11 protein-coding genes are annotated in these 12,574 nt (G+C 65.8%); 7 read left to right on the top strand and 4 right to left on the bottom strand.

Annotated elements, in window-relative coordinates:
- The first annotated feature begins 42 nt into the window (after positions 1-42).
- Both mgrA and M1E17_RS16745 read left to right on the top strand, forming a co-directional pair.
- Positions 43-1,083: an L-glyceraldehyde 3-phosphate reductase gene (gene mgrA / locus M1E17_RS16750; RefSeq protein WP_457963099.1), complete on the top strand. Its 1,041-nt coding sequence runs from the start codon at positions 43-45 to the stop codon at positions 1,081-1,083.
- A gap of 162 nt (positions 1,084-1,245) precedes the next feature.
- On the top strand, positions 1,246-2,331 hold the full coding sequence (locus M1E17_RS16745; RefSeq protein WP_457963097.1) for an inositol-3-phosphate synthase: 1,086 nt from the start codon (positions 1,246-1,248) through the stop codon (positions 2,329-2,331).
- A gap of 170 nt (positions 2,332-2,501) precedes the next feature.
- On the opposite strand, the gene M1E17_RS16740 is transcribed toward M1E17_RS16745, so the two are convergent.
- From M1E17_RS16740 to mshA, 3 genes are all read right to left on the bottom strand, one after another.
- Positions 2,502-3,116, bottom strand: a complete 615-nt coding sequence (locus M1E17_RS16740) for an endonuclease domain-containing protein (RefSeq protein ID WP_457963095.1) — start codon at positions 3,114-3,116, stop codon at positions 2,502-2,504.
- Positions 3,117-3,646: 530 nt separating this feature from the next.
- Positions 3,647-5,329, bottom strand: a complete 1,683-nt coding sequence (locus M1E17_RS16735; protein WP_457963093.1) for a formate--tetrahydrofolate ligase — start codon at positions 5,327-5,329, stop codon at positions 3,647-3,649.
- A 48-nt stretch (positions 5,330-5,377) separates the two neighbouring features.
- On the bottom strand, positions 5,378-6,643 hold the full coding sequence (mshA, locus tag M1E17_RS16730) for a D-inositol-3-phosphate glycosyltransferase (RefSeq protein ID WP_457963091.1): 1,266 nt from the start codon (positions 6,641-6,643) through the stop codon (positions 5,378-5,380).
- 224 nt (positions 6,644-6,867) lie between these two features.
- On the opposite strand from mshA, the gene M1E17_RS16725 reads away from it, so the two are divergent.
- Complete coding sequence (locus M1E17_RS16725; protein ID WP_457967807.1) at positions 6,868-7,317, top strand: N-acetyltransferase family protein; 450 nt, start codon at positions 6,868-6,870, stop codon at positions 7,315-7,317.
- On the opposite strand, the gene M1E17_RS16720 is transcribed toward M1E17_RS16725, so the two are convergent.
- Positions 7,314-8,744: a family 4 glycosyl hydrolase gene (locus tag M1E17_RS16720; protein WP_457963090.1), complete on the bottom strand. Its 1,431-nt coding sequence runs from the start codon at positions 8,742-8,744 to the stop codon at positions 7,314-7,316. The genes M1E17_RS16725 and M1E17_RS16720 overlap by 4 nt on opposite strands.
- Before the next feature lie 71 nt (positions 8,745-8,815).
- Between M1E17_RS16720 and M1E17_RS16715 the strand changes: the two genes are divergently transcribed.
- The 4 genes from M1E17_RS16715 to tsaB all read left to right on the top strand — a co-directional run bounded on the left by M1E17_RS16715 (position 8,816) and on the right by tsaB (position 12,535).
- Entirely contained in the window at positions 8,816-9,907 is a 1,092-nt protein-coding gene (locus M1E17_RS16715; protein WP_457963089.1) for a carbohydrate kinase family protein, read from the top strand.
- Positions 9,908-9,993: 86 nt separating this feature from the next.
- Positions 9,994-11,262: an alanine racemase gene (gene alr, locus M1E17_RS16710; RefSeq protein WP_457963087.1), complete on the top strand. Its 1,269-nt coding sequence runs from the start codon at positions 9,994-9,996 to the stop codon at positions 11,260-11,262.
- On the top strand, positions 11,259-11,864 hold the full coding sequence (tsaE, locus tag M1E17_RS16705; RefSeq protein WP_457963086.1) for a tRNA (adenosine(37)-N6)-threonylcarbamoyltransferase complex ATPase subunit type 1 TsaE: 606 nt from the start codon (positions 11,259-11,261) through the stop codon (positions 11,862-11,864). Before alr ends, tsaE begins: the two co-directional genes overlap by 4 nt.
- Positions 11,864-12,535 (top strand): tRNA (adenosine(37)-N6)-threonylcarbamoyltransferase complex dimerization subunit type 1 TsaB, encoded by a 672-nt coding sequence (gene tsaB / locus M1E17_RS16700; protein ID WP_457963084.1) that lies wholly within the window; start codon positions 11,864-11,866, stop codon positions 12,533-12,535. Before tsaE ends, tsaB begins: the two co-directional genes overlap by 1 nt.
- The last annotated feature ends 39 nt before the right edge of the window (positions 12,536-12,574 follow it).

The raw sequence follows: 12,574 nt of genomic DNA, 5'->3' as shown, positions 1-12,574 counted from the left end.
CATGGACGTGTAGCGCGGATCACAACTGGCAGGATAGAACGTATGACTTATTCTGCTGCGGAGAACCGCTATGAATCCATGCCCTACCGCCGCGTTGGCCGCAGCGGATTGAAGCTCCCGGCCATTTCGCTGGGCCTGTGGCACAACTTCGGTGATGACAAGCGCTTTGACGAACAGCGCGCCATCCTTCGCCGCGCCTTCGACCTGGGCGTCAACCACTTCGACCTTGCCAACAACTATGGTCCGCCGGACGGCTCCGCCGAGACCAACTTCGGCCGCCACCTCGCCGACGACTTCAAGTCCTACCGCGACGAACTGGTCATCTCCACGAAGGCCGGCTATTACATGTGGCCGGGACCGTACGGAGAATGGGGCTCACGGAAGTACCTGATATCAAGCCTGGACCAGTCCCTGCAGCGGATGGGCCTGGACTACGTGGACATCTTCTACAGCCACCGGCCGGATCCGGAAACGCCTATGGAGGAGACCATGGGAGCGCTGGACTACGCCGTGCGCTCCGGCAAGGCCCTGTACGCAGGCATCTCGTCCTACACACCTGAACAGACCCTCGAGGCCGCCCGGATCCTGAAGGAACTCGGCACCCCGCTGCTGATCCACCAGCCCAGCTACTCCATGCTGAACCGGTGGACGGAGAACGGAACCCCCAACCTCTACGAAGCACTGGAGCAGGTGGGCGCCGGTTCCATCGCGTTCTCGCCGCTCGCGCAGGGGATGCTCACGGACCGGTACCTGAACGGCATTCCCGCAGATTCCAGGGCAGCGAAGGCCCGTTTTCTCTCCGAAGACGCCATCACGGACGAGAAGCTGGACCGGATCCGTGGACTGAACAAAATCGCGGCTGACCGCGGGCAGACGCTCGCCCAGATGGCCATCGCCTGGATCCTGCGCGACCAGCCGAAGGGCACTCCGGTTACGTCAGCACTGGTGGGCGCTTCGAGCGTCCGGCAGTTGGAAGACAGCCTGTCCGCCATCAACAACCTGGCATTCACGGCTGAGGAACTGACGGCCATCGACGAGTTTGCGGTGGAGTCGGACATCAACCTCTGGGCGCAGGAGCCGTAACGTCTGTTCGCAGGGCCGCTGTGTGGGGGTGGGAACAATGCCCGCCCCCACACAGTTGGGTACTATGAAAAGGCGCCGAGTGGCGCCGTGCCTGCTGTCCGCCGTCGTACTTTTCCCGTACTGGCTGTCCCGGCGGCTGAAGTTTGTCCTCAAAGGAGTTCCGTGTCTTCAAATCCGATTCGTGTTGCAATCGTCGGTGTGGGTAACTGCGCCGCCTCGCTCGTGCAGGGTGTGCACTACTACCGTGACGCCGATCCAAAGGCCACCATCCCGGGTCTGATGCACGTGGAGTTCGGCAAGTACCACGTTAAAGACGTTCAGTTCGTTGCAGCGTTTGACGTTGATGGCAAGAAGGTCGGCGTTGACCTCGCGGATGCCATCCTCGCCAGCGAAAACAACACCATCAAGATCGCCGACGTTCCACCCACCGGTGTCACCGTCCAGCGCGGCCACACCCTTGACGGGCTTGGCAAGTACTACCTGGAGACCATCGAGCAGTCTCCGGTGGAGCCGGTGGACGTTGTCCAGGCCCTCAAGGACGCCAAAGCTGACGTCATGGTCTGCTACCTCCCTGTCGGGTCCCAGGAAGCCGCCGAGTTCTACGCCCAGGCAGCCATCGACGCCGGAGTCGCCTTCGTCAACGCCCTGCCCGTTTTCATCGCTGGCACCAAGGCGTGGGCTGACAAGTTCACCGCCGCCGGTGTGCCGATCGTGGGCGATGACATCAAGAGCCAGATCGGTGCCACCATCACGCACCGGGTCATGGCCAAGCTCTTCGAGGACCGCGGCGTCACCCTTGACCGCACGTACCAGCTGAACGTCGGCGGCAACATGGACTTCAAGAACATGCTTGAGCGGGACCGCCTCGAGTCCAAGAAGATTTCCAAGACGCAGGCCGTGACCTCCAATGTTGAGGCCGAGCTCGCCGCCAAGGATGTCCACATCGGCCCCTCCGACTACGTCCAGTGGCTCGACGACCGCAAATGGGCATTTGTGCGCCTCGAGGGCCGCAACTTCGGTGACGCCCCGGTGTCGCTGGAATACAAGCTGGAAGTCTGGGACTCACCCAACTCAGCCGGCGTGATCATCGACGCCATCCGTGCCGCCAAGATCGGCCTGGACCGCGGCGTCGGCGGCCTATTGCTCTCTGCTTCAAGCTATTTCATGAAGTCCCCGCCGGAGCAGTTCAACGACGACCTCGCCCGTGAAAAGGTCGAGGCCTTCATCCGCGGCGACCTGGAGCGCTAGCCTCCCCGCTACTTCCTGCACTCGGGCGCTCCCTCACCTGTCGGTGGGGGAGCGTCTGCGGTTAAGACGCTCTCTCACTTAATGTCGCTTCAGGGCCGATCCTCTCTCACTTTTCGCATGGTTTTCAACCATGCTCTCTCAGTTAATGTGGCCTTTTGACTAAGCCTCTATCAGTCGATGCTGGCGAATCCGGAGGCCTGAGGATGGTCAAGCCAGCCCGTGCGCAGTGCCCGCTTGATCTTCACAACCGCACCCGTGAAATCGTCCGCAAGATCGCTCTTGTCGAAAACCAGAACCGTCCAGCCAGCTGACTCGAAAGCCCTATTCCGTCTCCGGTCGCTGAGGATCTGCGCCTCGCCAAGGTGGTGCCCGCCGTCGTACTGGATAGCGAGCCTCCGATGACGGTACGCGAGATCGGCCGACGGCGACCGCGGGTCTCCAGTGCGCAACGGCACCTGAAGTTCGGGCTCGGAAAGCCCGGCGCTGCCAATGGCCAGCCGGAGCAGCGACTCGGGCGCGGAATCCGCACCTACGCGCATCAGATCCAGTGCTTCACGCGCCCGGACGATCCCCTGAAGATTCGGGTGTCGGCCCACCAGCGTGCGTAGACCCGCGACCGTGTCGTGAGGCTGTGAGCGTCCTTCGAAGTCCAGCCGCGGGATGCGGATCAGCTCGTCGCCCATGCTCACTAGGTCATGGAGCTGCAGGGTCCGGGCCAAGTCGAGCCAAGTCCGAGACCGTGTGCTCATCCTGATGCCGTCCACCAATTCGGTCTCGTCGTCCATTGTCAGGAGGGTGGGCCTACCACGCCCTTTCGACGGACCGATGGAAGCGCACGGGGCTTGCTTAGATGAAGTTCCGTGGAATCGGCAAGCCAGGGAGGCAGTAGCTGGCACCGAAGCCGGGCAGCAGTGACGTGCGAAATCCAGGCTCCGGGCGATGCAGCCGACAGAGCCCTGGCGGCATCTTCCAGATCAAAGTCCCAGTCGGTAGGCCGGTAGAGGCCGCGACCTACGTTGACCACATCCTTCCGGCGAAGCCTGGTCAGGCTAACGCCAGCGGCTAATGCGGAGCCAAAGGTGAAGGGAGCCGTCGTTAAGGGCTGGGGCAGATAATTTTGCTTTCGCATGACGGCATTGTTACCCGAAACGGCAAAAGGCTGCAGAAGTTATCCACAGGCGGTACTTGGCTTCGGGTACCTGCGAGAGGGTCGCTCGAAAACCGACATTAGGTGAGAGAGGGGCGCCCGAAAACCGACATTAGGTGAGAGAGGGTCGCTCGAAAACCGACATTAGGTGAGAGAGCGTGCAGGGGGTCAGGAGAGGCCGATGGGGTTGCCGGCGTCGTCCACGTCCATCCGCATTGCTGCCGGAACAGCCGGCAGGCCTGGCATGGTCATCACCGCTCCGGTCAGGGCCACAATGAACCCGGCGCCGGTCTTGGGGATGAGATCGCGCACATGGATGGTGAAGCCGCTGGGCGCACCAAGCCGGGAAGCGTCGTCGCTGAAGGAATACTGGGTCTTGGCCATGCAGACGGGCAGTCCGCCCCAGCCGTTCTTCCGGATGTCGGCCAGCCGTTTCTGGGCCGGGACGGAGAACTCCACCCCGTCCGCACCGTAGACCTCCCGGGCAATGCTGTTGATCTTGTCCTCCACCGGCAGGTCCAGGGGGTACAGGTGTGTGAAGCTGCTGGGTTCGGCAACCACCTTGGCCACTATGGCTGCCAGTTCATCCCCGCCGTCCCCGCCGCCGCCCCGTCCCCACACATCCGCAACCGCCGCCAGGACACCCTCGGCAGCGCACCACTCAAGAAGCCAGTCCAGCTCCTCCTGGGTGTCGGTGGCGAACCTGTTGATGGCCACCACGGGCGTCACTCCGAACTTGGCCACGTTGTGGACGTGCCGCCGGAGATTGTCGACGCCGGCGAGGAGCGCTTCCAGGTTCGGTTCCTTGAGCTTCTCGGCGGCCACGCCGCCGTGCATTTTCAGGGCCCGGACGGTGGCCACCACCACGACGGCGGACGGTGCCACGTCCGCCACGCGCGCCTTGATGTCCATGTACTTCTCCGCACCCAGGTCAGCACCAAACCCGGCCTCCGTCACCACAATGTCTGCAAGCCGCCTTGCTGTCTGGGTGGCAACGAGGGAATTGCAGCCGTGCGCGATGTTGGCGAACGGCCCGCCGTGGACCAGGGCCGGGGTACCCGCGATGGTCTGCACCAGGTTGGGCTTGATGGCTTCCTTGAGGAGCAGGGCCAGCGCACCCTCGACGCCCAGGTCGGCTACGGTGACGGGCGAACGGTCGTAGGTGTAGCCGAACGTGATCAGGCCCAGGCGCCTGCGGAGGTCCGCCAGATCGGTGGCCAGACAGAAGACCGCCATGATCTCCGAGGCCACCGTGATGTCGAAACCGTCCTGCCGGGGGACACCCTGGGTTGGCCCGCCCAGCCCGATGATGATTTCCCGCAGTGCCCTGTCGTTCATGTCCAGGACCCGCTTGAAGGTCATCCGCCGCGGATCAATGTTCAGCTCGTTGCCTTGGTAGATGTGGTTGTCCACGAGTGCCATCAGTGCATTGTTGGCGGAGGTCACGGCGTGGAAGTCGCCCGTGAAGTGCAGGTTGATCTCATCCATGGGAAGAACCTGGGAATAGCCGCCGCCGGTGGCACCGCCCTTCATGCCCAGGATCGGCCCCAGAGACGGTTCCCGCAGCGCAATCATCACCTTATGGCCGGCCCGTGCCAGTGAATCAGCCAGTCCGACCGTTGTAGTGGATTTCCCTTCACCGGCGGGCGTGGGGGACATGGCCGAAACCAGCACCACCTTCCCTGCGGGGACCGGGGCGTCCAGCCGTGCAGGATCAATCTTTGCCTTAAACCTCCCATACAGTTCAAGAGCCCCGGAGTTGATGCCGGCGGCAGCCGCGATGTCTTCGATGGGCCTGATGCTGGCCCGTCTGGCGATGTCAAGGTCGCTGAGGGTCATCCGTTCAGACATCTTCGTCCTTTGTTCGGTATCTCTTCAGCCAGGCGGGTGCGCAGGCTTTCAGGGGGCCTGGACCGCCGGGATCAGCCGGCGCCCCAGATGGTTGTCGACGGCGGCATGGTAGCTTTCGAGCGTAATGGCGGCGGTGCGCTGCCAGCCTGAGTTCTCCGCCCTGATGGCGGCCGCCCGCCCCATGTCTTCACGGGTGGCCGGGTCGTCGTACAGGGCTTCGAGCGCATCGGCCCAGTCCGCGGCGTGGTGGCCCTTCACCAGCAGCCCGGTCCGGCCGTGGCAGATGGCCCGCGAAAGCCCTCCCACCCGGGTGGCCACAACGGGCGTCCCGCAGGCCTGGGCTTCCAGCGCGACCAGCCCGAATGACTCGCTGTAGGACGGCATGACCACTACGTCCGCTGACCTGAACCAGGCCGCCAGCTCGGCTGCCCCCACGGGCGGAAGATGCGTCACAACATCCTCCATTCCCGCGTCCGCGATCAGGTGCCGGAGGTTGAAATCCTTGTTGCCGCTCAGCGCGCCAAGGATGGTGAGCCGAAGATCGATACCGGGGCGCCGGGACCGCAGCAGGGCAGCTGCCTTGAGCAGTATCTGCGGGCCCTTCAGCCTCTGGATGCGGCCGGCGAAAACCAGGTGGAACGTTTCCTTCGGCACACCGCGTTCTGCCCGCGACCGCGAACGGAATGCAGGCGTGAAGGTGCTCAAATCCACACCTGGCGGCGCGATGTCGATCTGCTCGAAATCCGCGTTGTAATGGGACACCAGCTCGGCTGCCTCGGCGCTGGTGTTGGCGATCAGCCGTTCGGAACCGTCCACGATCCGCTGCTCGCCTACCTCACGGCGCCGCGGCTCCGGCTGTTCCCCCGACTCGAGCAGCAGATTCTTGACCTTGGCCATGGTGTGCATGGTGTGGACCAGCGGCACGCCCCAGAGCTCGGACAGCTCCAGGCCCGCGATTCCGGACACCCAATAATGGGAGTGGATGATGTCGTACCGGCCGTGCAGCTGGCTCTGGCGGATCTGCTCAATCTCTGCAACGAAATTGTGCAGCAGCGCGGGGAGCTCCTCCTTCGGGATCTTCCGCCGCGGCCCGGCCAGAACGTTGTGGACGCATACGCCGGGGGCGGGATGTTCGACGGCGGGCTGCCGGGCTGACGTGGAGCGGGTGAAGATTTCCACCTCCACACCGATCTCGGCAAGCGCTGACGCCAGCTCCCGGACATAGACGTTCATTCCACCCGCATCCCCTGAACCCGGCTGCTCCATGGGGGACGTGTGGAGGGAGAGCATCGCGACCCTGCGGATGAGTGTCATGGGATCTCCTTCCAACCGCCCGCATTGCCACCGGCACTGCACGGGCGGCGCCAGTGGTGGTGCATTCGATAAAACACTACTCCTCTGTTTACGGCCGGCTTCACGTCTGCTTCAGAGAGCCGTTCGGGCTGCTAGCGTGGGCGCTTGTGAGAGCAGCTGCAAATCAAGGATCCACTTCTCCGAATTTTTCCGTGCGCCCGGCCACCGCTGAGGACTGGCCCGGAATGTGGGCCGTGCTGGAGCCGATAATCAGGGCCGGCGAGACCTTCACCTGGGACCGGGACACGGTAGAGGATGACGCCAGGGAGCGCTGGTTTAAGGAACCGCCCGGCCAGGCCTTTGTGGCCGTAACCCCCGGCGGCGAGGTGATCGGCACCGGCGAGCTCCACCCCAACCAGGGCGGCCCCGGAAGCCATGTGGCCAATGCCGGGTACATGGTCCATGGCGATCACGGCGGCAAGGGGGTTGCGCGGGCTCTGTGCTCCTACTCCCTGGAAGCAGCGCGGAGTGCTGGCTTCCGTGCCATGCAGTTCAACGCCGTGGTGGAAAGCAACGTCAGGGCCGTGGCTGCCTGGCAGGGAATGGGCTTCGAAATCCTGGCCACCATCCCCGAAGCCTTCAACCACCCCACCTTGGGATACGTCGGGCTCCACGTGATGTATCGGAAGCTTTAGCCTGACTTCGCGGCAGTACCGTCGCGCCAGAGCCGCAGCAGCGCCGGGAATTCCCGTTCATAGCCAGCCAACAGGGCTGCTCCCCGTGCCGGTGAATCCACCAAGGGATGCCGGGCAAAAGCCTCGACGGCGGCCGCCCGGTCGCCGTCCGTCGCGGCACGGACAGTGAGCCGTTCCACCTCCTTGACCCGCCGGAGCAGGGCGAGTTGCTCCTCCGGCGGGGCGGACTGCGGAAGCGGCACCGCGCCGTCGGGCGTTATGGTGCAGGGGACCTCGACGACGGCGTCGGCAGGCAGTCCCGGAATGGCCGGTTCCGGAGCGGCCGGGCCAGTTCCTTCCGGACCGGGCGGCAGCGAGTTGCGTGTGTTGAGGATCAGCTGGGCCTGGTCCGCGGCGGGCGGGCCACCGGCCAACGCCCGCATGACCGCCAGCGCCACTCGTTCATACCCTCCGCCGGCAAGGTCATCCTCGTCGCGCTGCTCGCCGTGCGTGCGGGCCTCGGCCAGGTACCCTTCCTCGCGGGACCGGCGGGCGTCGTCCCACAGACGGTAGGCGTCGGAGCCGGCGGCGGCGAGCCGGGGGTAAAGCTCGGACTGCTGGTCATGGATGGACTGGCCGCGGGTCTGGGGCATGGCGCGCATGGCGGCGGTGGCGCTCTCACGCTGGTAGTAGTAAAAGAGGTACTCGTTGGGGAGGGCACCCAGCCTGGCCAGGAACGGCTGCGGGAAGAGGCGGCCTTCCTCGAACGATGCGAGGGCGCCCGCGTCGGACAACAGCTCCGGAAGCACATCGCGCCCGCCGGACTCCAGCCGGTAGAGCCAGCCCAGGTGGTTCAGCCCGTAGTAGCCCACGCCGTCGAGATTTCCCTCCTGCAGGGTGATGCCGGCCGCACGGGCCGCGCGGTGGACTAGCCCGCCCGCAGAGTCGCAGATCCCAATGACTCTTTGGCCGAGGACCGGCAGAAGGGCCTCGGTGACCATACCGGCCGGGTTGGTGAAGTTGATGAGCCAGGCGTCCGGGCAATGTTCCTGCATCTCCCGGGCGAGGCTGAGCATCTCCGGAATGGTGCGCAGGGCGTAAGAGATGCCGCCCGCGCCGGTGGTCTCCTGCCCCAGCAGGCCAAGGTCCTGGGCCACGCGCTCATCGGCAACCCGTCCTGCAGTGCCGCCGGGACGGATCGCCGCGAAGACCATCTGCGCTCCGGAGAGTGCCTCTGGGAGGGATGACGTTGTGCGGACGCTGGGCCTCAGGGCCCCGCTGACAGGGGCGGGCATCGCCTTCAGCACCGCTGTGATGGCACTTAGCCGGGCGGAATCGACGTCGAACAGCACCAGTTCGCTGACCGTGCCCGCAAATGCGGGGGACGCCAGCGCCCGGTAGACCAGCGGGACGCGGAATCCGCCGCCGCCGGCAATCATAAGCCGCATGGTCAGCAGTCTAGGCCCGGGGGCGGTGCGCCCCCTACCGCAGGGCCGCGGCAGGGCGTAGTGTGCCGGACATGGACGCGATCCCCGCCCGCAGATTCGATCCGCTCTCAGCCGTCCGCACGCCCTCGGACGGGCAGTTCGACCTGATCCTGGCCGGCACCGTCTTCCAGGACATCATCTTCACGGGATTGCCGCACGCTCCGGAACCGGGCACCGAAATCTGGAGCGAGGGCATGGGCAGCTGCCCCGGCGGGGTAGCGAACCAGGCCATTGCCGCGGCCCGCCTGGGCCTCCGGACCGGCTTGGCGGCAGCCTTCGGGGACGACGGCTACGGCGATTACAACTGGAAAATCCTGGCCGGACAGGAACACGTGGATCTCAGCCTTTCCCGCCGCATCCCGGGCTGGCACTCGCCGGTCACCGTGTCCCTCAGCGTCGAAAAGGACCGCTCGCTGGTGACGCACGGACACCCCGCCCCCATCACTGCCTCGGACCTGATTGGTGTGCCGCCGCCGGCGCTCGCGGGCATCGCCGAGCTGGGGCTCGAGATTGAGCCCTGGGCCAAGGAGGCGTACCAGGCCGGCGTCAAGCTCTTCGGCGACGTGGGCTGGGACCCCAGCGGCGAATGGTCACCGGTCAGGCTGGAGAACCTGCAGTACTTCCACGCCTTCCTGCCCAACCAGCGCGAGGCCATGGCGTTCACGGGAAAGGACGACCCCTGGGCCGCGCTGTATTCCCTCGCGGACCGGGTGCCCGTGGCAGTGGTGACCCTCGGCGCCCAAGGGGCTATGGCCGTGGACTCGGAGACAGGGGAGGAAGAGTGGGTGCCGTCGCTGCCTGTGACCGCCTACGACCCCACCGGCGCCGGTGACTGCTTCGACGCCGCGTTCATCGTGGGCAGCCTCGCCGGCTGGCCGCTGGGCAACAGGCTTCGTTTTGCCAACCTTTGCGCCTCGCTGGCAGTGCAGGAAGTGGGCGGCTCGTTGGCGGCGCCGGGATGGGGTGACATTGCCGACTGGTGGCAACGCGCCAACGCCCGGCGCGAACGCCAGAGCAGCCAGTGGCTCCGCCGTTTCGGCTTCCTCGCCGAGATCATCCAGGACGTGCCGCTCGCTGCCCAGCGCCGGGCCACAGCCACCATCGCGCATCTCTCCGACGCCTGATCCGCATGCGGGCCTGATCCGCATGCGGGCGCCGCGATTACCCGCCTGTGATTTGCGGCGGGGCGGCCAGCACTAGAATCACTAGGGTGACTTACCCCGTAACAACCGGTGACTTCAGCGCGGCCCCAGGATCGGATCCCCTGTCTGAGCGGTCCGCCGTCGTGGATCTGGAAGCCATCCGGCACAATGTCCGCCGGCTGGCCGCTGCCGCCTCGCCCGCCAAGGTCATGGCCGTGGTGAAGGCGGATGCCTACGGGCACGGCGCGGTGCCTGTGGCCAGGGCAGCCCTGGAAGCCGGCGCGTCGTGGCTGGGGGTAGCCCACATCTCTGAGGCCCTTGCGCTCCGGGCGGCGGGAATCGACGCCCCCCTGCTGGCCTGGCTGCACACCACGGAAAGCAACTTTGGCGCCGCGGTGGCGGCCGGCGTCGATATCGGGTGTTCCGGCTGGGAGCTGGACAGGATTGTGGCGGCCGCCCGCGAGCAGGAGCGTCCCGCGCGGGTTCATTTGAAGGTGGACACGGGACTGGGACGGAACGGCGCCACCCTTGATTCCTGGGACCACCTCGTGGGAGAAGCCATGGAGTACCAGGACCAGGGGCTCCTGCGCGTCGTGGGAATCTTCTCCCACCTGTCGGTCGCCGATGAACCTGAGCGTCCCGAAACGGATCAGCAGCTCGCCGCGTTCCGTGACGTGCTGGCTGTGGCGGAAGACGCGGGGGTGGACCCTGAAGTACGCCATCTCGCCAACACACCGGCCACCCTGTCCCGGCCCGATACACACTTTGACCTGGTCCGCGTCGGACTGGGCATTTACGGCCTCTCGCCCTTCGAAGGCCAGACGTCCGCCGAACTGGGCCTTCGCCCGGCCATGACACTGCGGACCAGGGTGTCCCAATGCAAGGACGTGCCGAAGGGGCAGGGTGTTTCCTACGGGCTCCGGTACCACACCAGCGCCCCCAGCACCCTGGCCCTGATTCCCATGGGCTACGCGGACGGCGTCCCCCGCGTGGCAACGGGAGGTCCGGTGCGGGTGGCGGGCAGGACCTACCCCGTTGTGGGCCGCATCGCTATGGACCAGATGGTTATCGACCTCGGCAACATCGGCCCGGTGGGGGCGGCGCTCCTGGGTGCCGAAGTAGAACTGTTCGGTAACGGTGCCGACGGCGGTCCAACGGCCGACGACTGGGCGCGGGCAGCAGGCACCAACAACTACGAAATTGTGACCAGGATCGGGCCCCGGGTGCCGCGGCGCTTCATCAACGAACGCGCTGCCATGGAGCCTGCCAATGGCCAGATTAACGGCCAGGCCACCGTGAACGGGCAGGCCACCGTGAATGGGCAGGCCAAGCCATGAGCGTGGCGGCGGCCCCTGACCAGCCCAACTGGGAACTGACGCTGACCGTGACGACGGCGGACCAGACACATGCGCTCGGTGCAGCCTTGGCCACCGAGCTGGAAGCCGGGGACCTGCTGGTCCTGTCCGGCGAACTGGGTGCGGGCAAGACCACCTTCACGCAGGGGCTGGGAGAAGGGCTGGGGGTGCGTGCCGGAATCATTTCGCCCACCTTTGTCCTGGTTCGCATCCATCCGAACCTGCCTGACGGGCCGCGGCCTGGCGGCCCGGACCTGGTCCATGTTGACGCCTACCGGCTGGGGTCCGCCTCAGAGATTGATGACATTGACCTGGAGAACACCATGGATTCGGCCGTGACGGTGGTGGAGTGGGGACGGGGCCGGGTGGAGCACCTCAGCGACAACCGGCTGGAGATCGATCTCCAGCGGGCCATTGGCCTGCCCTCCCGGGCCGGCGCCGCCCACCCCACGGTCACCGGCACCCGCACTTTGGACTTTGACACCGACGATAACGACGAGCCACGCACCATTGTGCTGCGCGGATTCGGCGAACGCTGGAGTACCGCGCCGGCCCTCGGCGGAGCCCTGGAAGGGACAGCCTGATGCTTCTTCTCGCCATCGACACCTCGGCCGTGGCAAGCGCAGCCCTTGTCTCGGACGACGCCCTGGAAGGGGTGGTGGCCAGCTTCTCCACCGAGGACACCCGCAGCCATGCAGAAGTGCTGGCCCCGGGGATCGAGGAGCTCCTCAGCTCGGCCGGCGTTGCCGGCACTGACATCGACGCGATCGTTGCCGGGGTAGGTCCAGGCCCGTTCACCGGCCTGCGGTCAGGCATTGCCACTGCCCGCACCCTCGCCTTCGTGTGGGACAAACCGCTGTACGGCCTGATGAGCCTGGATGCTGTTGCCCTCGAAGTAGCGGAATCCATTGACGCTGCTGCTGATTTCCTTGTGGTGACAGATGCCCGGCGGAAAGAGGTCTACTGGGCCCGCTACAGCCTGGCGGCAGGACAGCTGCCCCAGCTGGAAGACGGCCCCCACGTGGGCTTCGCTGCCGACTTGCCTGACCTGCCTGCCTATGGGGCAGGGGCTGGCCTGTACGCCGACGTCCTGCGCGCCGACCCTGACTTCATCACAGAGCAGCCTGATGCCCTGTACCTTGGCCAGTTTGCCCTGGCACGGCTGGCAGCGGGCGGGCACCTGCTCGATTCAACACCTCTGTACCTGAGGGAATCCGATGCCCAGGTGCCCGGACCACGGAAGCGGGCGCTGTGAATGCCCGCGCGGGGCACCCCGCTGAAGATGTCATCCTCC

The sequence above is a fragment of the Arthrobacter sp. D1-29 genome, from assembly GCF_054130585.1.
This window is presented reverse-complemented; position numbering and strand designations above follow the sequence as displayed.